Source organism: Mycobacterium sp. E796 (genome assembly GCF_001672815.1).
GTDB lineage: Bacteria > Actinomycetota > Actinomycetes > Mycobacteriales > Mycobacteriaceae > Mycobacterium.
In genome coordinates this window covers 166,245-191,885 of the sequence record NZ_LZKK01000325.1, presented here as the reverse complement: position 1 = coordinate 191,885, position 25,641 = coordinate 166,245, and the positions used below count along the sequence as shown (strand labels likewise).

Annotated in this window: 22 protein-coding genes; 11 read left to right on the top strand and 11 right to left on the bottom strand. The window is 67.4% G+C overall.

Annotated elements, in window-relative coordinates:
* The first annotated feature begins 291 nt into the window (after positions 1 to 291).
* The 3 genes from A5706_RS26700 to A5706_RS26690 are packed head-to-tail and all read left to right on the top strand — an operon-like array spanning position 292 to position 4,535.
* On the top strand, positions 292 to 2,319 hold the full coding sequence (locus tag A5706_RS26700) for an acyltransferase family protein (RefSeq protein ID WP_068137740.1): 2,028 nt from the start codon (positions 292 to 294) through the stop codon (positions 2,317 to 2,319).
* Positions 2,320 to 2,340: 21 nt separating this feature from the next.
* Positions 2,341 to 3,627: a glycosyltransferase gene (locus A5706_RS34590; protein ID WP_231985426.1), complete on the top strand. Its 1,287-nt coding sequence runs from the start codon at positions 2,341 to 2,343 to the stop codon at positions 3,625 to 3,627.
* Between the two features lie 56 nt (positions 3,628 to 3,683).
* The gene (locus A5706_RS26690; RefSeq protein WP_068137731.1) at positions 3,684 to 4,535 is read left to right on the top strand and encodes a bifunctional 2-polyprenyl-6-hydroxyphenol methylase/3-demethylubiquinol 3-O-methyltransferase UbiG; all 852 of its coding nucleotides are present in this window, start codon (positions 3,684 to 3,686) and stop codon (positions 4,533 to 4,535) included.
* Between the two features lie 27 nt (positions 4,536 to 4,562).
* Here the strand turns inward: A5706_RS26690 and A5706_RS26685 are convergent, their stop codons facing one another.
* The 3 genes from A5706_RS26685 to A5706_RS26675 are packed head-to-tail and all read right to left on the bottom strand — an operon-like array spanning position 4,563 to position 8,742.
* Entirely contained in the window at positions 4,563 to 5,168 is a 606-nt protein-coding gene (locus tag A5706_RS26685) for a DUF1616 domain-containing protein (protein ID WP_082964657.1), read from the bottom strand.
* On the bottom strand, positions 5,165 to 7,324 hold the full coding sequence (locus A5706_RS26680) for a hypothetical protein (RefSeq protein WP_068137727.1): 2,160 nt from the start codon (positions 7,322 to 7,324) through the stop codon (positions 5,165 to 5,167). The genes A5706_RS26685 and A5706_RS26680 overlap by 4 nt, the downstream gene beginning before the upstream one ends.
* Complete coding sequence (locus A5706_RS26675) at positions 7,321 to 8,742, bottom strand: lipopolysaccharide biosynthesis protein (RefSeq protein ID WP_068137725.1); 1,422 nt, start codon at positions 8,740 to 8,742, stop codon at positions 7,321 to 7,323. The genes A5706_RS26680 and A5706_RS26675 overlap by 4 nt, the downstream gene beginning before the upstream one ends.
* 188 nt (positions 8,743 to 8,930) lie before the next feature.
* Between A5706_RS26675 and A5706_RS26670 the strand changes: the two genes are divergently transcribed.
* From A5706_RS26670 to A5706_RS26655, 4 genes are read left to right on the top strand one after another with little or no spacing between them, the layout of a single operon-like run.
* Positions 8,931 to 10,154, top strand: coding sequence for a molybdopterin-dependent oxidoreductase (locus tag A5706_RS26670; RefSeq protein ID WP_068137722.1), 1,224 nt, complete (start codon positions 8,931 to 8,933; stop codon positions 10,152 to 10,154).
* A 1-nt stretch (position 10,155) separates the two neighbouring features.
* Positions 10,156 to 10,671, top strand: a complete 516-nt coding sequence (locus tag A5706_RS26665; RefSeq protein ID WP_068137718.1) for a hypothetical protein — start codon at positions 10,156 to 10,158, stop codon at positions 10,669 to 10,671.
* A 27-nt stretch (positions 10,672 to 10,698) separates the two neighbouring features.
* Positions 10,699 to 12,537, top strand: coding sequence for an alpha/beta hydrolase (locus A5706_RS26660; RefSeq protein WP_068137715.1), 1,839 nt, complete (start codon positions 10,699 to 10,701; stop codon positions 12,535 to 12,537).
* Positions 12,538 to 12,561: 24 nt separating this feature from the next.
* Positions 12,562 to 12,978 carry a hypothetical protein gene (locus tag A5706_RS26655; RefSeq protein WP_068137713.1) on the top strand — a complete coding sequence of 139 codons (417 nt, stop codon included), beginning with the start codon at positions 12,562 to 12,564 and terminating at the stop codon, positions 12,976 to 12,978.
* 41 nt (positions 12,979 to 13,019) lie between these two features.
* Here the strand turns inward: A5706_RS26655 and A5706_RS26650 are convergent, their stop codons facing one another.
* Entirely contained in the window at positions 13,020 to 13,436 is a 417-nt protein-coding gene (locus A5706_RS26650) for a holo-ACP synthase (RefSeq protein WP_068137711.1), read from the bottom strand.
* Between the two features lie 12 nt (positions 13,437 to 13,448).
* Positions 13,449 to 13,694 (bottom strand): acyl carrier protein, encoded by a 246-nt coding sequence (locus A5706_RS26645; RefSeq protein ID WP_068110477.1) that lies wholly within the window; start codon positions 13,692 to 13,694, stop codon positions 13,449 to 13,451.
* Between the two features lie 224 nt (positions 13,695 to 13,918).
* Here A5706_RS26645 and A5706_RS26640 point away from each other — a divergent pair, with 224 nt between their 5' ends.
* Both A5706_RS26640 and A5706_RS26635 read left to right on the top strand, forming a co-directional pair.
* Positions 13,919 to 14,539 (top strand): FMN-binding negative transcriptional regulator, encoded by a 621-nt coding sequence (locus A5706_RS26640; RefSeq protein ID WP_068137708.1) that lies wholly within the window; start codon positions 13,919 to 13,921, stop codon positions 14,537 to 14,539.
* Between the two features lie 27 nt (positions 14,540 to 14,566).
* Positions 14,567 to 15,322 carry a GNAT family N-acetyltransferase gene (locus A5706_RS26635; protein ID WP_068137704.1) on the top strand — a complete coding sequence of 252 codons (756 nt, stop codon included), beginning with the start codon at positions 14,567 to 14,569 and terminating at the stop codon, positions 15,320 to 15,322.
* A 16-nt stretch (positions 15,323 to 15,338) separates the two neighbouring features.
* On the opposite strand, the gene A5706_RS26630 is transcribed toward A5706_RS26635, so the two are convergent.
* Positions 15,339 to 16,019: a cutinase family protein gene (locus tag A5706_RS26630; protein ID WP_304528408.1), complete on the bottom strand. Its 681-nt coding sequence runs from the start codon at positions 16,017 to 16,019 to the stop codon at positions 15,339 to 15,341.
* Positions 16,020 to 16,126: 107 nt separating this feature from the next.
* On the opposite strand from A5706_RS26630, the gene A5706_RS26625 reads away from it, so the two are divergent.
* Both A5706_RS26625 and A5706_RS26620 read left to right on the top strand, forming a co-directional pair.
* Positions 16,127 to 17,671, top strand: a complete 1,545-nt coding sequence (locus tag A5706_RS26625; RefSeq protein ID WP_068137702.1) for an AMP-binding protein — start codon at positions 16,127 to 16,129, stop codon at positions 17,669 to 17,671.
* A gap of 77 nt (positions 17,672 to 17,748) precedes the next feature.
* The gene (locus A5706_RS26620) at positions 17,749 to 19,137 is read left to right on the top strand and encodes a phenylacetate--CoA ligase family protein (protein ID WP_068137698.1); all 1,389 of its coding nucleotides are present in this window, start codon (positions 17,749 to 17,751) and stop codon (positions 19,135 to 19,137) included.
* Here the strand turns inward: A5706_RS26620 and A5706_RS26615 are convergent, their stop codons facing one another.
* From A5706_RS26615 to A5706_RS26595, 5 genes are read right to left on the bottom strand one after another with little or no spacing between them, the layout of a single operon-like run.
* Entirely contained in the window at positions 19,138 to 20,415 is a 1,278-nt protein-coding gene (locus A5706_RS26615) for an O-acetylhomoserine aminocarboxypropyltransferase/cysteine synthase family protein (protein ID WP_068137695.1), read from the bottom strand.
* 18 nt (positions 20,416 to 20,433) lie between these two features.
* Positions 20,434 to 21,381: a homoserine O-succinyltransferase gene (locus A5706_RS26610; protein WP_068137692.1), complete on the bottom strand. Its 948-nt coding sequence runs from the start codon at positions 21,379 to 21,381 to the stop codon at positions 20,434 to 20,436.
* A 5-nt stretch (positions 21,382 to 21,386) separates the two neighbouring features.
* A complete protein-coding gene (locus A5706_RS26605; RefSeq protein ID WP_068137688.1) occupies positions 21,387 to 22,661 on the bottom strand; it encodes an acetyl-CoA carboxylase biotin carboxylase subunit family protein in 1,275 nt (424 codons plus the stop codon).
* Positions 22,662 to 22,665: 4 nt separating this feature from the next.
* Positions 22,666 to 24,480, bottom strand: a complete 1,815-nt coding sequence (locus A5706_RS26600; RefSeq protein WP_068137685.1) for an FAD/NAD(P)-binding protein — start codon at positions 24,478 to 24,480, stop codon at positions 22,666 to 22,668.
* Entirely contained in the window at positions 24,477 to 25,610 is a 1,134-nt protein-coding gene (locus A5706_RS26595; RefSeq protein WP_082964656.1) for a low specificity L-threonine aldolase, read from the bottom strand. The genes A5706_RS26600 and A5706_RS26595 overlap by 4 nt, the downstream gene beginning before the upstream one ends.
* Positions 25,611 to 25,641 lie beyond the last annotated feature (31 nt).

Here is a 25,641-nt window from a genome sequence, read left to right as displayed (position 1 = left end):
CAGCCGGTCGGACTCACGGGCCACGGTGACCAACGGACCGCTTTTGGTCCCCTGCTTACGCTGGGAGGAGCAGATGCCGTTCGTGATCACGCGGCTACGAGATGGGGCGGCAAGCCCCTCCCGAACGAAGTCCCGTCCGCGAGCGTGATGACGCATCGGGCGACGGGACGCAGCGACACGACGGTCGCCTCGTTGGATGCCGCCGTCGTGCGTCGATCCTTGCTCCCCGATGCCGTCCCTGCACCGGCCGGCGGGCCGCGCGGCGATCGATTTCGCCCAGACATCGAGGGCATGCGCGCGATCGCGGTCGGACTCGTGCTCTTGTTTCACGGCTACGGGAAGCCCTTCACCGGCGGGTTCGTCGGTGTGGACGTCTTTTTCGTCATCTCGGGATTTCTGATCACCGGCCTGCTTCTGCACGAGCAGATCAAAGACGGCCGGATTTCCCTCTGGCGCTTCTACGCCAGGCGGGTGCGGCGCATCCTTCCGGCCGCAACCCTCACGGTGCTCGCCACGATCTTCGCGACCTATCAGCTGCTCGGCTTCATCTCCGGCAACGAAGTCGCCAACGATGCGAAATGGACGGCCGTGTTCGCGGCGAATATCCACTTCGCCGAGCAAGGGACCGACTACCTCGGGTCGCGACTGCCGCCGTCACCTCTTCAGCACATGTGGTCGCTCGGCGTAGAGGAGCAGTTCTACCTTGCCTGGCCGACCCTCTTTCTGTTGGTGGCCATCGTCGTTCGCCTGTCGAAGCGCCGCAACGTGGTCGCCGTGCTCACCACTTCGCTGCTGGTGGTCATCGGCGCTTCGCTCGCGTGGTCGGTCATTCAGACGTCGTCGAACGCGACTTGGGCCTATTTCTCTCCGCTGACCCGCGCCTGGGAGCTCGCTCTGGGAGCCTTGATCGCAGTGCTCGGGCCCGTGGTTTCTCGAGCGCCTCAAACGGTGCATCAGGTGACCGCTCTGTTGGGCTTGGCCGGGATCGCAGCCGGCGCACTGATTCTGACATCATCGACGCCCTATCCCGGTTGGGCGGTGGCCATCCCAGTGGTCGGCAGCGCGATGCTGATTGCGGCCGGATGCGGCAACCCGCAGACGGTCGTCGGCCGCGTCCTCTCCGTTCGCCCGATGCAGTGGTTGGGGGCGCGGTCCTATTCGCTTTACTTGTGGCACTGGCCGATTCTCGTGATCGCGGCCCGGTATGCCGGGCACCAGCTCAGCGCGTGGCAAAACTCCGGTTTGCTGTTGGCCGCCATCGCTGCCTGCGCAATCACGTTTCGATTGGTTGAGAATCCCGTGCGCCAGTCCGCCTTCCTGAGGTCTCGCACGCAATTGACTCTGGCGATCGGTGTGGTCCTGACCTTGTCGACGGTCGCGGTAGCACAGCATCAGATCGCTTCGCACGAACGAACCTGGAACACACGTGAACTCCAGCCGTCATCCGTGGGGCAGGCACAGGTGCTCGAAGCCGTCCAGGCCGCCCAAAGCCTCAACGTCCTGCCGAAGTCTGTGGCGGATTCGCTGACCAAACTGGACCTGGCCAAGGCCACGGGACGCTTCGACTGCTACCAGATCGCGCTTGGTCCCGATTTCGTCGACTTCTCCAAGTCGGAGTTGGGGCACGAATTCGGGCAATGCGCGGCCGGCGCCGAGCACGGCACCAAGCTCATGGTTGCCTTCGGAGATTCCCGCGCCTGGATGTGGGGGGCGGCGCTGGAGGGTGTGGCCGCGGCGAACGGCTATAAGTTGCGCACGTTCTACATGAACAGCTGCCCGGCTCTGAACCTCCATTTCATGTCGTATCAGACCCAGGCGCCGAATGACGAGTGCTATCAATTCCATCGAAGTGCGGTAGCCGCGATCCGCAAACTGCATCCGGATCTCGTGATCGCGACAGGTGCCGGCACGCAGCTGCTCTCCGATGGCAGCCAGCCGACGGCCGCGCAGTGGCAGGAAGGCTGGGCCTCGACCTTCCGGGAACTGGCCCAACCCCAAACCCGGTTCGCCATGCTCGGCGCCATCCCGACGTGGGAGAAAGACGACGCGCACTGCCTGGCGGCCCATGCCAGTGCGGTTCAAGAGTGCAGCGTGCCGAGATCGGAGGGCACGCCATCGGGAAGTCCCGAAGCCGAGCAAGCCGCCGCATCCTCGGCCGGGGCGCTGTACGTCCCGACCGTCCCGTGGGTGTGCGCGGATCGATGCGAACCCGTCATCGCCGACATCCGCGTGTACTACGAGCGGTTCCACTTCAGCAAGTCGTATGCGGCGTATCTGACCGGCGCGGTCGGTGAGGCACTGCGACCGGCGCTTGCCTAGGTCGGCGACAGGAGACATGTGGTGAGGATCTTCGAGGCAACCGATTGCTACCCACCCCCGTTGGTGGGTGGGCGTGATCTCGCGGTCCAACTGCTCTCGCGTGAGCTGGCGCGCCGGGGCCACGAGGTCGACGTGTTGACTCTGGCCGGGGTGAAGGGACCGCGCACCGAGCAGGACGGCGACGTACGAGTACATCGGATGGCCGGGTGGGGGCGCCTTCTCAATTCGCTCTACGTTGACCCCGAAAAGCCTTTCCACCCAACGCTTCCCGACCCTGGCCTGGTCCGCGCGATTGCCCGGCTCATCGAGGAGCGGCAGCCGGACATCGTCCACGTGCACTCGTGGCTGTTGTACTCGCTGCTACCTCTGCTGCCGTCGGCGAAAACACGACTGGTGGTGTGGCTGCACGATTATGGCTTCGTCTGCCCCAGGGTCGGGTACGTTCATCGCGGCAGCGTCTGCACGGGCCCCGGGTACACGAAGTGCCTCTCGTGCTCGCGCGAGCAATACGGCGCGGCAAAGGGTTTCGCACTCACCACCGGACTGACGGCGATGAAGCCATGGCGCGGGCGTGTCGATCGCTACGTCGCGAACAGCCGATTCGTTGCCGACGCCTCGATGCCTCTGGTCGCCAATAGCGGCCAAGGGATAGACGTGATCCCGCCATTCGTCCCGGACGAGGCATTCCAGGCCGCGCGGGCACCGCGTCCGGCCTTCGTGCCCCCCGAAGGCGACTACCTCATGTTCGCCGGCGCGCTCGGACCGCACAAGGGCATCGACGTCCTGCTGGAGGCCTGGTCAGGCCTGCAAAACAGGCCGCCGTTGGTCCTGGCCGGGATCCGGCGATACGACACCCCTACCTCGTTCCCTCCCGGCGTCATCGTCTCCGACGACGTCCTCCCCCGCGACGAGGTACTGCGTGGATGGGGCAATTGCCTTGCCGCCGTGGTGCCTTCGGTGTGGCCGGAGCCCTTCGGCCTGGTCGCCGCGGAGGCGATGGCCGCGGGGAAGCCGGTGGTCGCGTCAGCGGTCGGTGGGTTGGCCGAACTGGTCCAAGACGGCGTCAACGGGATCCACGTGCCACCCGGTGACGCCCCGGCATTACGCAATGCGCTCGAGCGCGTCGTCGCCGACGCAAGCTTGCGCGCCCGATTGGGAGCGGCAGCTCGCGAGAGGGCGATCGCCTACTCCTCGGACGTCGTCGTTGGGGCCTGGGAGCAGGTGTTCCACGACGTACTCGAAACGCGAACCCATGGTTCGCCGAATGCCAGCACACGAGCGGAGGCCGCGAGTGTGACCGACAAATGAATAGCTCCGCAGACACGAACGCCTATTTGCAGTTTCCCCAAGGAAGGAAGTAAACCGTGGACGTCCTAAGCGACAACCTTGCAACCAAACTCACACCGGCGCCGTCGATCTACGCGCAACCGCGAACCGTCACGGACCCCGAATCGTGCTTTTTCTACCACACCATCGACATCCCGGGTCACGGGACGTTCAACGGGGAGTGGGATTTGAGACGAGGGGTCGATCGCTACCTCGGCGGGGTCGACCTGACCGGAAAACGAGTGCTCGAGATGGGGACCGCCAACGGGTTCCTCTGCTTCGAGATGGAGCGGCGCGGGGCCGACGTCGTCGGGGTCGACTTGTCCGAGGAACAGTCCTGGGACATCGTTCCATTCGCCAGCTCTGATGCGGCAGACGACGACTCGGCCCGCAAAGCACACATGCGGAAGATCAACAACGCCTGGTGGTTGGCGCACGGAGCATTCAACTCCCGAGCCAAAGTGGTGTACACGTCCGCCTATGCGGTCCCCGAGGAGATCGGAGCGGTGGATGTTGCGACCTTCGGCTCGATCCTGCTGCACCTTCGCGACCCGTTCCAAGCGCTCTGGAACGCGTGCCGCCTCACCCGGGAAACGGTGATTGTCACCGACATCCTTTCTCCCAGAGACGTATTCCCGCTCAAAATGCTGGACATGTTCCAGCGCCCGGCCATGCGCTTCAAGCCGAATCCCAAGACGGGAAGCCCCGACGAGACGTGGTGGACGTTGAGCCCCAAGCTGGTCAAGCGGTTCCTCGGGGTGCTGGGTTTCGAATCGTCGACCGTGACCTATCACCGGCAGCTGTCCACCCGGCATCGGGTGACCTTGCCGGTTCCGCTCTACACCGTGGTCGCACACCGGACCGCGGGGCGCGCGCTCGGCGAAGGATGATCGACGCGTAGCCCGAGACGACGATGGTCAAGCGCGCGGGCCGGCGCGCTTACCGTCGAACGAGAAGTTGAGGACCATCACGGATCGCCGAGCATCGGTCTCCACAGGCGGCTGGGGCTTCGGGGTCGTTGTGCGGTTGTTCAACCTCAGCGCGTCACGCTGCCCGGCGGCGACGCGTTCTTCGACCAATGAGAGCGCCTTCTTGACCCAAGCGCGGGGCTCCCAGACCACGGCGCCTGCTTTCAAGCGGTACAGCCCACCAAGGGACAGCACGACCGTGATGCCCCCCAGCAACTGTCCAAATGGCTGCCGCGAGAAGCCCATTGGCATGGCCGCGAGCAGCACCACTGCGCACGTCGCCACAGCGATGCTGATGCCCAAGCTGGCAAGCAGCCGCTCGACCCATGACTGCCAGTCGGGCAGCGCGGCGCACACGAAGGACAAACCGGGGACCACGAACACCATCAGCAGGCCCAGCACGAGCTGAATGACTTGCGGGACGCGGATGGGCCCCGCGTAGCCGGTTGCCGCATTCATGCCGGCACAGCCGGCGGCGAACGACGTGTAAAACCACAGCCGGCGGGCGCGTGTGGTCATGCCGGCCTGGGAGGCTTGGGGCGAGGCAAGACTCATGAACAGGCACCGCTTTCGATCTGGGAGGCGTCATAGATCTGGATGGGTCCCGCGTCGTAGATCAGCTTGATGCAAGGGTCGGCGGAGAACTTCTCGAGAGCTGCCGGCGGGAACGGGTGACTTTGGTGGCCGGCCTCGGGCTCCTGAGTGTGGACATAATGATCGGCCAGGTTCGGAATGCTAAGCGTCATACGCCAATTGACCAGTAGGTAGCGCAGCCGCAGCTCTTTTATGTTCTGCACGATCGCGCTGTTGATCGATTCGGAAAAGAAGATGGGCCACAGCAGGCGCGAGTCGGCGAGGTCTTGATCTCCGTAGGTGGCGAGCGCCCACGAGTCCATGTCATTGGCACCGAACATGTTGTTCGGCCCCAGATGCTGAAGAGCCCATATCGAAGCGGCGATGACGTCCGGCTGCAACGACCTCTCGTAGCCGTGCGGGTTCGACCCCTCCGGGAGCCGTTCGAAGAACCGGGTGCCCACGGTCACGTTGCCGACGAACACGACGGTTACGAGGGCGGCGGCGATAGCGGTCGGGACCAACGAGTCACGCCAGGCATTTCCAATTGCGTTGGCCAGGCGGCCCGTTCGGATCTTGCTGCCGGGCCCGGCGCGCCCGTCGCGCCCCGACAGCCGCCACTCGTACCATCTCGTCGCCGCCGCGGTGAACAGCAGCCCGAATACACAGCCCAGGCCCGTGTAAACGTACTCCGAGGACCGCCCCGATACCGCGACACCGTTCGGGGCGAAACGCGGCACCAGGCTGAGCGGGAACGCTATCGCCAGCATGGTGGCAACGGCCACGGGTGCCCGGTGACAGGACCACCGCGCGCGGAGGAGTGCGACGGGCAGGACCCCCAAGAGCACCAGTACGGCCGCGTAACCCGCCATGGGCTCCCACGCCGGTGGGGCCATGGCGATGATGTGGTAGAGCTTGCGCGGTGCGGTGGTCCCGCGGATGACGTTGACCGTACTTTGCAGGGCCGGAAGGAGATTGCCTGTGATCAGGTACGCCGCGGCCGGACGCGCCACGACGAAGAACCACGTGAACGTCACGCAGCAGGCCAAAATTGCCAGGAGCCCCACCCGGCGTCGCGCTGCTTTCGTCGCGTGGCAGCCGACACGCTCGGCGAGCCACCAGGCCACGAGCAGCCCCGCCAGGATGAACCCGACGACGTGGTGGGTGATGGTCACCGCGATTATGCCCACCACCGCGATGACCATGGGCGCGAAGCCAGCACGGTTGCGTGTGCGGCCGACCCACCAGACCACGAACGCCGCGAGGGGAACCGCGAGGTTCCCGTAGGTGAACGTCGAGCACCAGAACAGGAACATGGGGTTGGCCATGTAGACCAGGCTGGCGAGCGCTGCGCCGCGGCCGGAATGCGTGACGCTCTCGAAGATGAGGTAGAAGAATGCGCACACCAGGACACGGGCAATGCCCATGATCAGCAGACCCGCGACGAACATGCTCAGCCCGGTGAGTTCCACCACTCCGGCGGTGAGCGCGGCCAGGCCCGGGTAGTAAGCGGCCGTGTCCAGGAGCGGGTTCCAGGTGAACAGGTGACCCTTGCTGATGATCGCGTGGGTATTGCGCACATGGACGTACTCGTCGACGAAGGTGAAGTCGTAGGGCGAGCCCAACACCTTCACGAAATACAGAGCAAGCCCGAGGAAGACGATAAGGGTCAGCCGCTCCAGCGGATTGACGTCGCGTGCCAGGGCCCGCATGGCGACGGGAACGAAGATCAACAGCACGCCGAGCCAGAACATCACATATGTTGGGAGGGAAGTATTTTCGTTTCGATTGGCTTGGTCGGCCACCCAGAGGACGCCGAGCCCGGCCGCGCTGCAGAGAACGATCAGCGCTACCCACCCGTAGGAGAATCGAGCGGACCGCGGCTCCTCCGGGGTGAACCGGATCGGAAGTGGTTCCGTTGCGCCAGATGTCGCCGCCCGACCGCCGCCGATTGGTTTGACGTCGGCCGCGTCGCCAGAACGGATCAGTCTGAGGCCGTACCGGCGGGGCACGGCAGCGACGCCACTGAGAGTTGTCAGGAAGCCCTGGGCCTGGCGCCACGTCGCGGCTCCGACCAACGTCCTCTCGTCCACGTCGTCGCCGTCGGTGGCCGAAACGAATTCGAGCCGGGGCCTCACCGGATCTCCTGGCCGCTGTGCACCCGAGCGCGCGAAGCCTGTCTGCGCCAATCCAGCACGACGTATCCGCATCCGCACAGCTGCATCGCCAGGAACGCCCAGCCCACCGCGCTGATGCCGATCGACGGCAACAGAAACCACGAAATCACCACGGTGCCAATGCCGATGCCGACCAACAGCACGGCCGCGGCGACGAGCCGCGCCTCGGCGCGCAGAACACCGACGTAGACATGCACCACCGCGTCCGGAATCGAGGCCAGCACAACCAGCCTCAACAGCCCCACCGAGTGGCCGGTATAGGAATGACCGAAGGCGGACAACAACGTCCCACCCAAAACGAGGATGGCCACCAAGCCGGGCACCATGATGGCGCCCAAGGTCTTGAATGCCGACCGAGCCAGCGCGCCGATCTCCTCGGGCCGGTGCATTCCCTCGGCGAACAGGTTATTGGAGAACGCGGGTGCGATGACGAGGAAGAGCGCCGCCAACATCCATGTCGTGTAGAAGTAGGCGTTTTCGCGCGCGGAGAGTCGCACCGTCACGATCACCGGAAGCAGATACGTCAACAGCCCGGCGCCGAGCCCGATCAGTTGGTGAAGCGTGACACGCGAGCGAAACCCCCGAGCGGTCCGCAGCAGGACCGAAAGTTCCGGCGGTCGCGCAACGCCGATACGCCGGGCGAGCAGGACCGCACCAAAACCGAGGCCCACCACGGCCCCGGCTCCCCAGGCCCCGAGCAGGCGCACCGCGTCCGGCGCAAAGACGAGTGCCATGAGCCCGAGCATCAGCACCTTGACGGCGCCGACGGCGAAGTTGCGCCTAAACGCGTAGTTCGCTTTGCGTTCGGCGAGAAAAACGCAGTCGAGCGTGACGCCCACCGTGAGGGCGACCGTGCCGACGGTGAACACGACCGCGAAGCCCACGCCGCGCAGCGCCGCCAGTTCGGGGGAGATCAGCGGGAGCACCGCGACGCTGCCCGCACACAGGGCCGCGGCAAACAACGTCACCGTCGCCACCCCCGCCCAGAACGTGGCCGACCACTCGGTTTCCTTCCGCTGTCGAGGAAGCGACTGGATGAGCATCCCGCCGACCCCGAGGCAGGACAACATCAGCACGATGCTGGTGGCCGACGTGGCCGCGGCCGTCAGTCCAACGGTCGAGGGGCTGTACAGGTGCGCCGCCAAGAGCCAGAAAGCGTAGCCGAACGCGGAGTTCACCACCTGAGTCGCGGTGCTAAAGATGCCGTTTCTGATCAGTGAGTCGTTGCGGGCCCGATCGATGTACCCGCGCGCCCAATCAATGCGTGCCCTAAAGTCCGGACGCCGGCTCAGCTCGGACGCCTGCGACGGATGGGCATAGCTGACGTCGCTGGCGGGCGAGTCATGCGCCGGGTCGGATGACTCACGAGCCAGACTCATGAACCCTCAACCCCAACTCCGGTTGCCTTATCCCCGGTCAGTACGTCGACGCCTGGCTGCCAGGTACACGTTATACCAATGATGCACCAGAAGGCACAGCTTACATACTATTGGACGAGAATAGAACCGATTAGTCGACTTATAGTTTAGGCGAATGCCGATGCGGCCGCCTGCCGGAGGGCTGAGTTGTGAACGGATCGAGCGCCTGGCGCAGCCCCATCCGGGGGCCCTGGCTCACGTCGGTGTTCGGTCTGGTCCTGCTCGTCGGAGTCCCGGTCGAATTCGTCACGGGGCTCGTCTCGTACGCCGCCTACAACCCCCGGTTCAGCACCAACGACCCCAACCCGGCGCGCGGCCTGTTCGGGCTCTACCTGTTCGACTGGCTGACGTCGCCGAGTTGGGTCTACCGGCTCACCGAGGGCGTGCACGTGATGTTGGGTCTCGCACTCGTCCCGGTGGTGCTCGCAAAGCTGTGGTCGGTGATTCCCCGGCTTTTCACCTGGCCGCCGTGGCGCTCGGTGGCCCGGCTCCTGGAGCGGCTGAGCCTGATCCTGGTGGTGGGCGGCGTGCTGTTCGAGATGACGACGGGAATCCTCAACATCGACTACCTCACGACGATCGATTTCTACAGCGCCCACTTCTTCGGCGCCTGGGCTTTCATCGCCGGCTTCGTCGTCCACGTTTGCGTGAAATTCGGGGAAATGTTGTGCGCGCTGCGCTCGAGGAGTCTGCGGACCGAGCTGCGGACGGGGCTCGAAGGTACTCGCCCGGAGGACGTCGACCACGGGCTCGTCCCGCCCGACCCGGCCGCTCCGACGATTTCCCGCCGGGGCGTCCTCGCCCTTGTCGGCGGCACTTCGCTCGTCGTATGCGCGGTGACCGCCGGCGAAAACGTCGGCGGGTTCATGCGCCGATTCGCCCTGTTGGGGACCCACTATCGATCGAGTGGCCCCGCGGGAAACGACTTTCCGGTGAACCACACGGCGGCGGGGCGTCAGATCACCGCCGCGCAGACCGGCCCGGACTGGCGGCTGGTCCTGGTGGGGGCGCGCCGGCTTTCGGTCAGCAGGGCACAGCTGACCAGCATGTCGATGACGACCGCGAACCTGCCGATCGCCTGCACGGAAGGCTGGTCGACGACGCAGGCATGGACCGGTGTCCCCCTTGCCGCCCTGGCGCGACTCGTTGGCATCGATCGACCCGGCCGCGCGCAAATCGAGTCCCTCGACTCTTTGACGGTGACGCTCTCGGCCGCACAGGTCTGCTCTGCCGGCTCGATGGTCGCTTTGCGCGTCAACGGAGCGGACCTCTCCCTCGATCACGGATTCCCGGCCCGGGTCATGGTTCCCGCGGCGCCCGGCACCCACAACGTGAAGTGGATCGCCCGAATCGAGTTCTCGGAGGCGAGCTGAGATGGAGTGGTTCCGCCGCCACTACGGTGCCAGGCCGCTGAATCTGTTCGGGCTGCTCATCTGCTTCGCCGTCGCCGCCTACGCGGCCACCCGGGTCGTGCACGAGGCAGGATGGGCCGGAGTCTTCCTGTGGTTCGTCTTCTGCGTCGTGGCCCACGACCTGATCGGATGGCCGATCTACGCGTGGGTCGACCGCAGGATGCAGCGCGCACAAAGCGGGCAGGCTGCGCGCCGAAGCCTGGTCGTTCCCTGGATCAACTACGTCCGGGCTCCAACGGTCGCCTCGGGCGTCCTCTTCGCGATCTCGTTCCCACTGGTCTTCCGGCTGTCCGACACCTACTACCAGGCGACCACCGGCTTCACCGAAGACGTTTACCTGTTCAACTGGGCCGGCGTCAGTGCGCTAGCCTTCGCGATCTCCGGGGTGCTCTATGCCTGCCGCCTCGTGCTGACTCGTCGGCGTCGGGGTGGGCCGGCCCACCCCGGTTCCAGACCGGACGTCAGTTTTTCTGGCTAAAATACAAACCTACAGTATAATTTCGCCATGCCGGGTTCGACCGCCCACGAAACGCTCGCAACCGCTTCCGACGACGTCCGCGCGACCGCGGACCCGGCCTGGGGTCGGCGCGACACGCCTTCGACGACCGAAGTCCCGACATTCTTCGGACCAGATGATTCGCCACTGTTCGGCGTGCTCCATCTGCCGGGCGACAAGCAGATCAGGGGCGGTGTGGTGATCTGTGGCTCGCTCGGCAAGGACGGGATGGACAGCGTCCGCCTGCACCGGATCCTCGGCGACGGCTTGGCGCGCCGCGGCTTCGCCGTGCTGCATTTCGACTACCTGGGCTCGGGAAATTCGTCCTACGCGCAGGCCCATGACGACGCGGTGGCCAACTGGGTGGCCAGTGTGGGCCACGCGCTCGACTACCTCACGCTGATCGGCGCCGAGTCCACAACGGCCGTCGGCATACGAGCCGGGTGTCTGCTCCTCGACGAATATCTTGCCGCCCAATCGCACCCACCCGACCGCGTGGTCTACCTGGATCCCGCCGGAACGGGCAGGCGTTATCTCCGGGAACATGCGACGCTGTTCCGGCTGTCGGTGGGCGAGGACGCTGCCACGCCGGGTGAAGTGTCGATCGTCGGCGGGCGGTTGAGCGACCACGCCGCCGCAGAATTCGCCGCGTTGCAGATCCGTGCCGATCCGGTCGGCGCCCAAGGCGTCGACAGGGTGCTTCTGGTGGCGCGACCGGACGAGACCGACCGGCGCATCACGGCCCTCACGTCGGCGCGTGGAGTCGATACGGTGATCACCGTCGGCCTGCGGGAGTGCGCCGGGCCGAGCCCGCGGGATTACATGTTGCCGATCCCCTTCACCGCGGTCGATTCGATCACGGAGTGGATCGACACGAACAGTCCCACCCGGACCCATCGCGCCGCACCCCGATACCGGACAACGGCGACAGTGCCGGCCGACGGGCCCGATGGGGTCGACGTCGTCGTCGAGCGCATCGAACGAATCGAGCCGAACGGGCTGTTCGCCATCCGCACGCTGCCCCGGCACCCCGATCCGCCGCCCGCAGGCACCGTGTTGTTCTTCGTGACCGGCCACGACTTGCACGTGGGGCCCGCCCGGGAGTGGGTCGAACTGTCACGTCGCATCGCGGCGACCGGGGCGCAGGCGGTGCGCTGGGACCCCGCGGGACAGGGATTGTCGGGCCAAATCACCCGGGGTCCTTGGCGCAACATCTACTCCAAGGCCGACATCGCCGACGCGATAGCGGTGGCCAGGCATGCGCGCCGAGGTGCCGGCGAACTCAAGCTGGTCGGGATCTGCTCCGGCTCGTGGTACGCCGCCCATGCCGCCCGCAGCATCGGCGCGCAATCAGCGATCCTGGTCAACTTGGTGATGTGGAACTGGCGCGTCACCCCCGCCTTGTTCATGCAGTGGATCGGCCGCGAGAAAGCGCGCCACGCCAACGCGGCCGTTGGTACGGCCACCGGCCCGTCCGAAGCCAAGACGAAGCGCCTCAGAGGACTGCTCAACCCGGCCCGGGAGCCGGCGAAACGCCTTATGCACCAATACCTCCCGCGACACGTCTTGCGGTTTTTGAGCTGGATTGGACTGGTGTGGCTGCCGGAGCCGGTGCTGACGACGCTTGCCCGCCGTGGAACCGACGTGACGCTGATCGCCTCACCCGAGGACGCGGAGGCGTTCGCCGCCAAAGGCGGTCGGGCAGCCCTCGAGCGGCTGCACCGGACGTCGCGACGAACCCGCCTCATCGCCGCACCCACCGGCGATCATGTCGCCCATCACCCGGCGATCTTGACCGCGATCCGCAGCGCGGTGTTGCCGGTAGAGGCCGCTTGCCCGACTTGCTGATCAACTCGAATGGGAGAACGAACCATGGCCACCGCACCGGTTCTCGCCGCAGCCGCTGTGTTCGCCGGCATCGCTCTCGGACCCGCTGCCCCCGCGTCGGCCGCTCCGGTGATGAACGGGCACTACGTCGTGACCGTCTCCAACACCATCACCGGCCAAACCACCACCGACGATTGGTACTTCACTCCATGCGGTGACGGCTGCGCTGCGGTGCAACCGTGGGGCCGGGCCCAGTTGGCCAACGGCCAATGGACGCTGGATACTACGAATAATGCGTTGTGTCGCAACGACATTACGGTTTACCGGGCCGAAGACGCCCACTACGTGTGGGATCCGAGCACCCTCGCGGGCACGGTTCAACTGACCGGCAAGAGCACGGCCTGCGGCCGCCCGCTGGGATACAGGTTGACCAGCAGCGTCAAATTCACGCAGGTGCCGTAACGCATTGCTCCCCACGGAGGGTCAGCGCATGCCCGAAGTTCCTAGCCGGCCTCGGCCGGATTGCAGACCACGACAACGACGGCCATCGCGTGGCAATCGGCGTGCGAAAGGGACAAAGACGAGCTGAGCCAGCCTTGCCGTTGCGCCCGCGCGGCGAGCGTTCCGCTCAGGCGCAGTAGCGGCAGCGGACCGTCATGCGTCACCTCGATCTCGCGCAGCGGAAACGACACGTCGGGTTCCCCGAATGCCTTGATCACCGCTTCCTTGGCCGCGAACCGGGCCGCCAGTCCGTGCACCCGATCGCGGCCCCGGCAGTCGTCGATCTCGCTCGCCGTAAAAACCTTGTGCAGGTACCGATCCCCGAACGCCGCCAGCGAGTCCCGGACATCCGCAATGGCCACGACGTCGCATCCGGTGCGCACGCGGCGCCCGTCAAGATCGCCCGGCACATTGATCATGCAATCAGCACGTCAGGAAGACGAGTTGACCAGGCCGTCGACGACCCGCTCGATGCTGCTTATGGAGGCGAAGGTGGACTTCTTGAGCACTTCGTCGGGGAACTCGACGCCGAATGCGTCCTCGAGCGCGAGCATGACATTGACCGACGCGTGCGACGTCAGGCCCAGCTCGTACAGGTCGGCCTGATCGTCCACCTCACGCGGATCGACCGCCATCCGACCATGGGCAGCTAAGACGTCACGGATTCGGTCCTGCATCGCGCTGGTCCTCCCAATTTTCTGCCGTAATGCAACCTATTAGCCAGGTCGTACTGTACCGCCGCAAACGTGGCTGCGTTATCCGGAAAGTTCCCGCATACCGCATCAGAAATCCGGTCGGCCGCAGCCAAACTGAATGTGAATACGTCGGTCGCCTCGCTGCGGTATTTTCGCCCGCGCAGCGGCGGTAGTGGCCATCAAGCGCGGCCGACATACTTGACGGCATGTACATCCCGGCCCATTTCGCCGTCGACGAGCAGGCCGTCGACGACCTGCTCACGCACCACGGGGCAGCGGACCTGATCACCGCAACACCGGAGGGTGTCGTCGCCACCATGCTGCCGTTCGTGTATGACCGGGGCGCGCGGACGCTTCGGGGGCATCTCGCCCGCAACAACGACCAGTGGCGGCGCCCGGTGGTCGGCGAGGCCCTGGTCATCGTGCGCGGACCCGATGCGTACATCTCCCCGGCCTGGTACGCGAGCAAGGCGGAGCACGGGCGCGTGGTGCCCACGTGGAACTACGTCACCGCGCACGTCTACGGGCGACTCACCGTCCACGACGACCCCGCCTGGGTCGAGCACAACGTGCGTGATCTGACCGGGCGCCACGAGGCCGGGCGACCGCAGCCATGGTCGGTCGACGACGCGCCGCGAGAGTTCATCGAGGCTCAATTGCGCGCCATCGTAGGAGTGGAATTGTCGATCGCCCGGATCGAGGCCAAATTCAAGCTCAGCCAAAATCGATCGGCCGCCGACATCGACGGCGTGATCTCGGGTTTAATCACGAACGGCCGCGAAGACGTTGCTCTGGCCGTAGAGCGAGCGCACTTGCCGAGCAATTAGCGGCGTGTCCCGTTAGCATCGACGGCCATGGCGCGGACTGCGATCGAATTGAGGCGGCACCTCGGCACCGCCGCCCGCCTGTGGTCCGCGCCGGCCCATCACACCGTGGAACCAGATTGGTGGACCGCCTTCAGCGGCGAGATCAGCGTCGACTACAACGTGGCCTGCTGCCAGTCCTCCGACAACGACGTGCTGGTCGATCACTGCCTCCAGCCGCTGCTCGACCTCAAGAAGCCAGGCATCGTCATGCTGGCCGGACCCGGCCTGGCCACCGCCCAGAAGCTGATCGACGCCGGCTGGGCCGTGGTGGAGGCCCTTCCCCTGATGCTGCTCGAGGGTCCCGACCTGCCCGACGTCGACGGGGCCGGTGTGCGTGCCCTGACCGACGAGGAACTACCCGAGGCCCGCGCCCTGCTGGCCGACACCTACAGCATGTCCGACGCCGCCGCCGCGGTGGCCATCCCCGTCCAGGCCGCGCAAAACCCGGACCTCGGGGTGTGGGGCCTCTTTGACGGCGAGCGCATGGTGTCCATGTTCACCGGGGCCACCGAGGACGGGCTGCTGGTGGTTTGGTCGATGGCCACCCGGCCACGCGACCAGGGGAAGGGCTACGGACGGCGGCTGCTGGCCACCGTGCTGCGGTCCCAGTTCGAAGCGGGGATCGAGGGTTCGCTGCTGCAGTCGTCGCCGCCCGGGGAGCGCCTGTACCGCGGGCTTGGCTACCAGGTCGTCGAGTACTGGCAGCTCTGGTCCCGGCCCCGCTGGATGATGGGCCGCGCCTGAAAGGCCCGCCGGCCGGCTAGATCCGCCCAGCGACGAAGTTCGCAGCCTGAGCGACCATCCCGGATTGCACATAGCCGACGTGCGCCGACGAATCCGTGCCGTCGGAGCAGATCGGATCCCCGGTGTTGCACAGGTCGATGGTCTTCGCCCCATACAACGGGCTGATCGCGGTCAGCGGTGCTCGCAGCGATTTATCCCACGGATTTCCGAAGACGGCGACCGCGGCAACGTGGCGAGCCACCTCCGGCGGCATCGGCGCGGGAACGAAGCCCGCGGGCGGCGCACCCGCCGCGGTGATGAGGTCTATCACGGCCGCGCCCAGAGAGTATCCACCGAGCACCATCCTGGTGTCCGAACAGTTCGCCGCCGTGGACTGGACGTAGGCGCTCGCATCTTTGGCGCCCGCGGACGCGGAGCTGGCCAACTCGCTGCTCTTGCTGGTCGCGGGGTAGTCGACCGCGTACACCGCGACGGATTTCCCGACGAGCTGCGGACGCAGCGAATCGACGAACGTCTGCCCGATCACGCCGAGCCCGGGTGGGTCATCGCTGCCGCGAGCAAACACCACCTCGATGTCTGGGCATGGCGCCGCAGCGGCGATCGAAGGCATGCTGATCGCGGCATTTGGCACCGCGCAGGTGGTCAGAAGCGCGGCGCCGAGGAAACGAGCGATCGTGCGGACGCTCACGTCGTTCATATTGACACATTGCGGCAATTTGCGGCCGCGGAAGCCGAGCACGGCTGGAAGAGAGGAGTTTTCGTGTCATCCTTCGTGACCTGCGCGGGTGCGCGAGAATAGCGAGCGTGCAGCAGCCGCGAGAAGGCGTGACAGGACGCGACGTGCTCGGTGCGGTGCTGGACCACGCCGAACGGGCCCCGGATCTGCCCGCCGTCAAGGACCTGGACCGCGCGTTGACCCGGGGCGAATTGCGCGCCGCGGCCGGGGCGGTCGCCGCCGGCCTGCTCCGGAAAGGCGTCGAGCCCGGGGATCGGGTCGCCCTGCTGATCGGTAACTCGGCGGACTTCGTGGTGGCGGCGCTGGGCTGCCTATGGGCCGGGGTCACGTTCGTGCCGCTGGCCATCACCGACCCGGACATCCGCCGCGAGCAGATCGTCACCGACTGCCAACCCGCGCAGGTGATCACCGCGGGCCCTGACCAAACGGCGCCCCCGGGGGGACTTCCGGCCGGCACCCCGTGGACCTCCCTTTCGGAGCTGAGCGCCGGGGACGGGCGCACGCCAGCACCGGTCACGGGCCCGATCTCCTACATCATCTATACGTCGGGGACGACCGGCCTCCCCAAGGGAGTCCAAATCCCCCCGGGGGCCTTCTACACCGCAGTCCAGGCGTGCGCCGACGCCGTGGGACTCAGCGCGGACGACCGGTGCCTGTGCGTTTCACCCGTGCACTTCGACGGGTCGTTCTCCGCCATGTTTCCCCCGCTCGTGCGGGGCGTCCCACTCGTCATTCCCGACCGCGAGGCCCTGCTGTTCCCCCGCAGGTTCTTTTCGATCGTCGCCGACGAGGGCATCACGGCGACCAGCTTCTCCCCCAGCTACCTCCGCTTGCTCCGGGCAAGCGGCCGGCTCGATCGGCTGGCCGACACCGCGCTCAGGGTGATCGCCTTGGGCGGCGAGGCGCCGTCCAGCGCCGACATCAGGGCGGTATGGGCCGCCAGCCCGGGACTGCGGGTGGTGAACCGGTACGGCCCGACCGAGACGACGATCGCCGTCGCACATCTCGAGCTGACACCCGAGTTGCTCGACGCGGGACCGGTACCGATCGGCCATCCGCACACCGGGAGCTCGTTCCACCTCGTTGACGAGCGCGGCGGCCTGATCGATCGCACCGGAGCGGTCGGCGAGCTGTACATCGGCGGGCTGCAGCTCATGGCGGGATACTTGAACGACCCGGTGCTGAGCGCGGCGGTGCTGCGGACGGACGTCGTCGAGGGAACCACCGTCTACCGCACCGGTGACCTCGCCTTCCGCGACGACCGGGGCAACTACATATATATGGGGCGTTCCGACCGCGTGATCAAGCGGCATGGCGTGCGGTTGTCCCTGGTCGAGGTGACCGAGGCGCTCGGTGGCCTGAACGGGGTGGCATCGGCGGCGTGCACGACCTTCGACCTGCAGGGGGACCTGGGAGTGGTCGCGTTCGTGGTGCCGGACGGCGAACTCACCCCGGTCGCCGTCCGTTCGGCCGCCAGCGAACGGCTCCCGGAAACGATGCTGCCCGATCAATTCGTCTTGGTGGCCGACCTGCCGTTGACGTCGTCCAGCAAGGTGGACGAGCGACGGCTGCTGAAGGAGGCCGGCCTGTCTCCGCCGAATACCGGGGGCTGAGCGGTCTTTGCAAGTCGTTTACATGGAAATGGCCTGACTACGGTATTAGAACCCGGCGTCTGGGCTACGATCGCCGCGTGGAGGCGAGGGCAACTGGCGCGGCCTCGGGGGAAACGTACGAACAGCTGGTCCGCCGCCAGCGCGCCCAATTGCAAGATACGTACCTGCAGGGCGTCCGCCGGCTGCGCTGGGACGCCGGGCGGCTCGCCGCAGAGCGCGAACGGCGGCTTCGAGAGCTACTCGTGTACGCCGCCGAACATTCGCCGTTCTGGGGGGAACGATTGGCGGGGCACGATCTGGCGAATTTCACCGAGGCCGACCTCCCCTCGCTGCCGATCCTGACCAAAGCCGAAATGATGGACGAGTTCGACCGGCTGGTCACCGTCCCCGGATTGACACGTGCGCGGGTCGCGCAGCACCTCGATGAGTTGAGCGGGGACGGCTACCTCGACGGCCAGTACCGGGCGATCATCACGTCGGGGTATGTCCAAGCCCCGTCACTCCACGTCTACGGCTGGGACGCGTTCGTCACCTTCGTGATGCAAGGCTCGCGCTGGACCGGGCGACGCGGCGAGGACCCCGACGCAGTGCTGGCGCAGTGCTTCAGTTGCAGCCCCAAGCACGAATCCGGGATCTTCTACGCCTTCAGCACCTTTGAGAGCGGCGGACCCACCTCCCACTGCTGCGATGCCACGCTGCCCCTGGACCAGATCGTCGACCGCCTCAACAAGGCCCGTCCCGCGGTGCAGGCGCTGCAAGGGTGGCCGAGCCTCATCCGCGAGCTGGCCCTGGAGGCGATGAAAGGGCGGCTCACCATCCAACCGACCTGGGTGAGCGTCGCCGGGGAGCTCTGCACTCCGCCGGTGCGAGAGGCGGTTCGGGCCGCGTGGGGGATCGAGGCCTCCGAGTTCTGGGGCTGCTCGGAGGGGACCTACGCCTTTCCGTGCGGCGTCGGAGAGGGCATGCACGTCGCGGACGACCTGGTCATTCTCGAACCGGCGGATGCGGACGGCAACGTCGTGCCATTCGGGCAGCCCGCGGATCGGATGCTGCTGACCAACCTGTTCAACCTAGACCAACCGCTGATCCGCTACGACATGGTCGACGCCGTGACGATGTCCGACGAACCCTGTCCGTGCGGGTGCGCCCATCGCCGCATCCTCTCCGTCAACGGCCGGATCAACGGCGCCTACGAGTACGAGGGCGGTGCCCGGGTGCCGCGCGCCGCACTCGAGCAAGCCGTCGTGGCCACCCCCGGTGTCGCCAACTTCTTCATCGGCAAGGCGCAGCAGGGTCTCGACGTGTCGGTGGTGACCGACGGCTCCGCCGACCTGCAGCGCCTGCAGACCGACCTGGTCGACGTGCTCCGCCGGCACGGCGGCCCGGCCTCGGATGTCCGCGTACGCGAGGTGGAATTCATCGAGCGGCTGTCGAGGGGCAAGTGCCGGCAGTTCGACCCCAGCTGATCAGCCGGCCATAGCCTTGTCCAGCGCCTGATCGATGTCGGCGATGATGTCGTCGATGTGCTCGATCCCGATGGACAGGCGGATCGTCTCCGGCCGGATGCCGGCCTTGACCAGTTCCGCCTCGGACAACTGGCGGTGCGTGGTCGAGGCCGGATGGATGGCCAGGGTCTTGGCGTCGCCCAGATTGAGCAGCCGCTTGACGAGCTGGAGGGCATCGAAGAAGGCCAGTCCCGCCTCGTAGCCGCCCTCGGCCCCGAAGGTGACGATGGACGGCACGCGCCCGTGCAGGTAGCGCCCGACGAGGTGGTGGTAGGGATGGTCGGGGAAGCCGGCGAAGCTCACCCAGGCCACGCGGTCGTCGGCGGCCAGATAGTCGGCCACGGCCCGCGCGTTGGCTTCGTGGCGCTCGAGCCGCACGGCCATCGTCTCGAGGCCCTGCAGCAGCATGAACGCGTTGAAGGGCGACAGGGTGGCGCCGCTGTTGCGCAGCTGGATGGAGCGGGCCCGCACGGCGAACGGCCGGTCGGGGAAGTCGCGGGCGAAGACGACGCCGTGAAATGCGGGCTCGGGACGGTTGAACAGGGGGAAGCGGTGGGGATGGTCGGCCCACGGGAACCGGCCGCCGTCCACGATGGCCCCGCCGAGGGTGGTGCCGTGGCCGCCGACGAACTTGGTCAGCGAGTGGACGACCACATCGGCCCCGTGCTCGAAGGGCTTGAGCACGAGCGGCGTGGCCACCGTGTTGTCCACGATGAACGGCACGCCCGCCGCGTGCGCCACGGCGGCCACGGCCTCGAGGTCGACGATGTTGCCTGCCGGGTTGCCGATGGTCTCGCAGAAAACGGCGCGGGTGTCGTCGTCGATGAGGCGGGCGATCGACTCCGCCCGGTCATCGGCGGCGAAGCGGGCCTTGATGCCCAGGGTGGGCAGCACGTGGGCGAAGTAGGTGAAGGTGGCCCCGTAGAGCTGGGGGGCGACGACGATGTTCGAGCCGGCAGTGGCCACCGTCAGGATGGCGTAGCTGACGGCGGCCATGCCCGAAGCCACCGCCAGGGCCGCCGTCCCCCCTTCCAGGGCGCAGATGCGCTGCTCGAGGACGTCGAGTGTCGGGTTGTTGAGCCGGTTGTAGTGGAAGCCCGGCGTCTCTAGGTCGAGCACGGCACCCGCGTGGTCGGCGCTGATGAAGTCGTGGGCGACCGTTTGGTAGATGGGGACGGCTACGGCCCGCGTCCCGTCGGGGGTGTAGCCGCCGTGGATTGCGATGGTTTCGTCGTGCATCCTGAGGCGCTCCTCTTCTCAGATCGTCGCCAACAGGTTGGCGTACATACACAGGGCCGCGCCCCGCCACCGCCATGGGGCGCGGGCGCCGATCTCGTCGAAGGGGAATGCGGCCACCAGCGCCGGGTCCCGTTCGCCACCCACCACCCGCTCGTGCAGCCGGCGAAGACCATCCCAGTCCGGTCCGGTCACGCAATCCCTTGGGAGGCAGGGCAATTCGTCGTGCTCGCGGGCGGCGTAGCGCCGCACGTCCCGAGCGTACTCGCGCACCAGGCTCGACGGGTCGTACTCGGGATGCGCCTGAAACAGCACCACCTGGGAAATCCCCACCGTCTTGGTGACCACGCTCCACCCCACCTCGGCCGACTGCAGTGCCACCGCGTAGCCGGCGGTCGCCACCGTTTCGGCGGGCACGGCGTTGAGGCGGGAATGGGGCACGACAAGAGGACCGTCCAAGCCGGCTGCCAGGAAGTGGGACCGGTCGGCCTCCTGGGCGAAGACGCCCGTGCACTTGACCGGCAGGGTGGTCCGTTCGATGCCGTCGAAGACTGCCAGGGCGGCATGGGCCGACAGGCAGGACAGCACCATGGCCGGCACGTTCTCGCTCCCCCACTTCAGCAGGCCGTGCAGATCGGACCAGTAGGGCTCGTCCTCGATGCGGGACTCGATCGGATTGGAGCCGGTCACGATCAGCAGGTCGGGGGGGTTCGAAATGATGTCCTCGAGGGGACGGTAATCGGCGGCGATGCGGGCGCGGATCCGCTCCCCCCGCGGCACCCCGACCATGGTGTGACGGGTGACGGCGACCGTGTCAGACCCGGACCCGGCGCCCAGCAGCCCCACGAATTGGCGCTCGGTGGCGCCGAAGGCGGCATCCGGCATGTTGTTGACCAGGGCGCACGTCCACCGCGCCGGTCCCTCGATCCGGTCGGTCGGATCGAGGGCCCCTGCCAGTTGAACGCCCATCGCCGTCAATGCCTGACATCGGTGTAGGTGACGGTGACCTCCTGGTGGAGGAGCCGGTAGGCCGCCTGCAACTGCTCCTCGTCGTCGGCCGAGCCGACCACCGCGACGATGTGGTTGCCGGAGCCGTCCCGCCAGTCGAGTGAGGCGCCCGGGCGCTGGTGGACGCTCACCGTGTCCACTCCGGCTTGGTCGCTGAAGTCGTTGATGCCCTCGATGGACGTCACGGTGGCCGAGACGGTCGGCGGCTGGAGGAAGAAGCGGTAGCCGATGCGCTCGGTGGCCACCGGGCCCTGGATGGAGACCGGCTCGCCCAGGGCCACCCGCAGGGTGAGGTCGAGCAGGCTGATGCCGGCGGCGCGCTTGAGCATCTCGGGCACACCGCCGCCCAGCCGCCCGTTGACCTCGATGATGCGGGGGCCGTCGGGGGTGAACTTGACCTCGGTGTGCAGGCACCCGGTGCGTACCCCGAGGGCGTCGATGGCGCGGGTGGCGAGGTCCAGGACGGCCGAACGACTCCCCGCGTCGAGCGCGGCGGGGATGAAGAACCCCGTCTCGCGGAAGTTCTCGGCCGGCGGGAAGCGGCCGGTCAGGGCCAGGTGGCTGACGACGCCGTCGGCCACCACGCTCTCGACCGAGACGTAGCCGGCGTAGGGGCCGCCCGCCCGGGCCGGATCGTCGGCCAGATAACCCTCGAGCACCATGTCGCGGCGGCCCGGGCCGAGCGCATTCAGCAGCTTCTCGAGTTCGGCGCCGTCGCGGGCCAGGAAGGTGCAGCGGCTGCCCTGAGCCGAGCGGGGTTTGAGGACGGCGGGCCACCCCACCTGGTCCTCGACCGCCCGCAGCTCGCGCTCGGACTGGTCGGGGCGGATGAGGTGGCACGGGGGGATCTCGACGCCGGCGTCGGCCAGGGCCCGGCGCTGGCGGGCCTTGTCGGTGAGGGCGGCGGCGGTGGCCGGGCTGTGGAAGGGGAGGCCGAGCCCCTCGGCCACATGGGCCAGTTCGACCATGCCGGCGTCGAGGTAGGTGGTCATGCCGCCGGGCTCCCAGTCGCCCAGAATCTTGACCGCCTGCTCCGCGCTCATGCCCTCCAGGTCGACGACGGGGCCGAACCGGTTGAGCAGGTCGACCATCTCGCCCATCCCGGGCACCGCGGTGTCGATCAGCCACAGCAGGTCGCACAGGCCGGCGGCCGCTTCGGCCAGCTGCATCACGGGGACGCAACGCGGCCCGTAGCCGACCGCCACCAGCGGCCGCGGTCGTCCGGTCGGGGAATCCGTCATGTGCTCAGCCGATCACGGCCTCGACGCAGTCCTGCGCGTCGTACACGGCCCGCAGCCGGCTGCGGGGTGAGGGCAGGTAGTGGGTGAAGTAGCGCACCCCCTCGGTGAGCACGCCCAGCAAGGAGAGGTTGGGCTGGAGCCGGCCCTCCGTGTCGTAAGGGTGGAAGTCCTCGTTGATGGCCACGCTGCCCACGGGCGTGTCACCGTAGGTGAGCTGGGTCAGCCTTCCCTTGGCGTAGAGACGCTTGAGCAGGGGCGAGCTCGACCGGGCCAGCGACGGCAGGTCGAGATAGCCCCGCACCACCCCGTCGACCGTCACGGACGTCGGCTCGTCGAGGGCCGTGGAGCTCAGGCGGACGCCGTCGGGGCGGGCGGTCAGCTCCGGGCTCGGTCCCAGCGGGACGCGCACCACTCCGGCATCGAGCAGCGCCAGCAGCTGCTGGGAGCGCATCGGTGGACAGCCAGCCTCTAGGCGGTTGATGCGGGGCCGGATGTTGGACTGGAAGTCCACGTAGGACTCGAGGGAGAGACCACCGAACTCGATGACCGAACGCAGCTGATCCCGGAGGATGCGCAGCACCTCCTGGGCCGCCTTGACCGGGCTCCCCCCTGGTCGCAGGGCCTCGGTGAGGTCAGCCTCGATCATGTCGTAGACCTGGCCCTGATAGTCGCCGGCCGAGGTGTAGTGGCGGTCCGACCCGGCGAAGAGGTGGCTGCCCGGATCGAAGCGCCCGTAGCGCGGCTCGAGACCGTCGACGACCTTCTCGTAGTGCCCGTCGACCCAGCCTTGGCGGAGGGCGGCGCGGACGTCGGTCGATTCGACGTCGCCACCGGCCAGCAAGGCGGCGTGGATGTAGTAGCGCGCCTGCATCTCGGCGAAGATGAGCGGGAGAAGCTCGGCCCGGAAGTCCACGTGCCGTCGCACCGGCGATCCGCCCGGATTGGTCAGCGCCGCGAACTCCTCGGGGGTGCACACCACCGGCTGGTACCGACCGTAAGGGTCGACGCCGTGGGCCGCCTTGGCGAGGTAGGGCGCGCCCGAGCGCGAGTAGAGGGTGATGGTCGGCTCCCGGCCCGAGGGCACGTACCGCTTGCGGTCGGCCCGGTCGCATCGGTCCACGAAGGTCCCGCCTCGTCCGATGGTGAGGGCGGTGAGGACGTCGAAGCAGGCCAGTCCCATGCCGGCCATTGCCACCGAGGATCCCGCCGGAGCGCTCTGGTCGAAGTGCTCAACGGGGTAGGGCGGCAGGTAGCGCACGCCCCCGGCGGCCCCGGGCTCGTCGTTCCAGGTGTGCCCCGAGGTCAGCACCACGTGGTCGACGGTGAGGGTGGTGCCGTTCTCGAGTAGCACCGCCTCACGTCCCTGGAGGGCCGGCGAGATGTCGACGGCCGCCGCGTAGTGCCGGACGATCTCGAGGTTGGGTGGGGCGTCGGCCACCACCGTGTCGTAGAACCAGCCCAGGTACTCACCCATCAGCCGCCGGGGCAGGTAGTCGGTGGGCAGGATGGGGTCGCCCCCGGCGCCGATGCGGCACTCGTAACCCACCCAGCGGTAGCCGCGGACCACCGCCCACGCGTGCAAGCCCACGGCATAGGGGGGAAGGCCGTCCCCGTCGGGGGCGGCGTAGAGGGAGAGCTGACCGCAGGCGTTGTTGAGGACCAGGAAGTCGGGCTGCGCAGCGGTGTAAACCCCTCCGAGCCGAGCGGGCTCGACCACGTGCACCCGCACCGGCGTCCCAACCCGCCGGGCCCGGTTCACTGTTCGCTCGAGGACGCAAAGACCCCATGCGCCGAGCCCGACGATGGCCATCTCGATCATCGGACACTTCCCATACACGCCACCTCAGCTCGGCGGCCGCTGACTGATCTCTGCGTTCGAGACCGGTTCGGCCGGTTTTCCTGGATTGCCGACGCGGTGAGTCGGCGGACCGCGTCGACGAGCTCGTCGACCACGTGGGCCGTGGTGGCGAAGGAGGTGACGAAACGGACGACACCCGGTTCCCACCGGCCGTGGTAGAAGTCGTAGCCCTGCTCGAGCAGCCCGTCGATGACCTGCTGGGGCAGGAGGCAGAAGAGGATGTTCGCCTCCGGCGTGCCCGTAACGTGAGCGCCGGCAATGGAATTTAGACCCTCGTAGAGCCGCGCGGTCATGGCATTGGCGTGCAAGGCATTTCGCAGCCACAGGTCGTCGGCAAGGTAGGCGTCGAGTTGGGCTGCGGCGAAACGCATCTTGGCCGCGAGTTGTCCGGCACGCTTGGCCCGGAAACTCAGCTCGGTGGTAAGGGAGCGGTCGAACACGACGATCGCATCGGCGGTGATGCTCCCGTTCTTGATGGCGCCGAAGGACAACACGTCCACGCCGGCGCGCCAGGTCAGTTCGGCGGGGCTGCAACCCAACGCGGCGACGGCGTTGGCCAGGCGGGCGCCATCCAGGTGGACGCGCAGGCCCGCACGCTTCGCGATGGAGGCCAGCCGTCCGATCTCGGCGGGGGTGTATACCGCGCCGGTCTCGGTTGACTGGGTGAGGCTCAGCACGGCCGGTTGCACGCTGTGCATGTCCCCGACCTTGCGGTGCACCGCGGCCTGCAGCTCGTCGGCGTCGATCTTGGCGTTATCCCCGCCCAGGGCAATGAGTTTGGCGCCCCCAGTGAAGAATTCCGGGGCGCCGCACTCGTCGTTGTTGATGTGGCTGTCGCGGTGGCACAGCACGGCGCCCCATGGTGGGGTCAACGCGGCCAAGCTCAACGCGTTCGCCGCCGAGCCGGTGGAAACGGGGAGCAGATCGACGTCGCAGTCGAAGACCTCGCTGAAGCGGCGCCGGGCGCTGGACGTCCAACTGTCGGTGCCATAGGGCGGTGCCTGCCCGGCTGCCGCCGCAGCGATGGCCGCGATGATCTCGGGTGCACCCCCCGCGGTGTTATCGCTGACGAGGGAGCGGTATGGCCTCATGGCGATCACGGTCCCGTGACGTCCGCGCGTA

What these genes read in the sequence shown, in the direction of transcription:
- A5706_RS26700 (WP_068137740.1), top strand. Translation starts at nt 292, where the DNA reads ATGCGCGCGATCGCGGTCGGACTCGTGCTCTTGTTTCACGGCTACGGG.
- A5706_RS26685 (WP_082964657.1), bottom strand. Translation starts at nt 5,168, where the DNA reads ATGAGTCTTGCCTCGCCCCAAGCCTCCCAGGCCGGCATGACCACACGC.
- A5706_RS26675 (WP_068137725.1), bottom strand. Translation starts at nt 8,742, where the DNA reads ATGAGTCTGGCTCGTGAGTCATCCGACCCGGCGCATGACTCGCCCGCC.
- A5706_RS26665 (WP_068137718.1), top strand. Translation starts at nt 10,156, where the DNA reads ATGGAGTGGTTCCGCCGCCACTACGGTGCCAGGCCGCTGAATCTGTTC.
- A5706_RS26660 (WP_068137715.1), top strand. Translation starts at nt 10,699, where the DNA reads ATGCCGGGTTCGACCGCCCACGAAACGCTCGCAACCGCTTCCGACGAC.
- A5706_RS26655 (WP_068137713.1), top strand. Translation starts at nt 12,562, where the DNA reads ATGGCCACCGCACCGGTTCTCGCCGCAGCCGCTGTGTTCGCCGGCATC.
- A5706_RS26650 (WP_068137711.1), bottom strand. Translation starts at nt 13,436, where the DNA reads ATGATCAATGTGCCGGGCGATCTTGACGGGCGCCGCGTGCGCACCGGA.
- A5706_RS26645 (WP_068110477.1), bottom strand. Translation starts at nt 13,694, where the DNA reads ATGCAGGACCGAATCCGTGACGTCTTAGCTGCCCATGGTCGGATGGCG.
- A5706_RS26640 (WP_068137708.1), top strand. Translation starts at nt 13,919, where the DNA reads ATGTACATCCCGGCCCATTTCGCCGTCGACGAGCAGGCCGTCGACGAC.
- A5706_RS26635 (WP_068137704.1), top strand. Translation starts at nt 14,567, where the DNA reads ATGGCGCGGACTGCGATCGAATTGAGGCGGCACCTCGGCACCGCCGCC.
- A5706_RS26630 (WP_304528408.1), bottom strand. Translation starts at nt 16,019, where the DNA reads ATGAACGACGTGAGCGTCCGCACGATCGCTCGTTTCCTCGGCGCCGCG.
- A5706_RS26615 (WP_068137695.1), bottom strand. Translation starts at nt 20,415, where the DNA reads ATGCACGACGAAACCATCGCAATCCACGGCGGCTACACCCCCGACGGG.
- A5706_RS26610 (WP_068137692.1), bottom strand. Translation starts at nt 21,381, where the DNA reads ATGGGCGTTCAACTGGCAGGGGCCCTCGATCCGACCGACCGGATCGAG.
- A5706_RS26605 (WP_068137688.1), bottom strand. Translation starts at nt 22,661, where the DNA reads ATGACGGATTCCCCGACCGGACGACCGCGGCCGCTGGTGGCGGTCGGC.
- A5706_RS26600 (WP_068137685.1), bottom strand. Translation starts at nt 24,480, where the DNA reads ATGATCGAGATGGCCATCGTCGGGCTCGGCGCATGGGGTCTTTGCGTC.
- A5706_RS26595 (WP_082964656.1), bottom strand. Translation starts at nt 25,610, where the DNA reads ATGAGGCCATACCGCTCCCTCGTCAGCGATAACACCGCGGGGGGTGCA.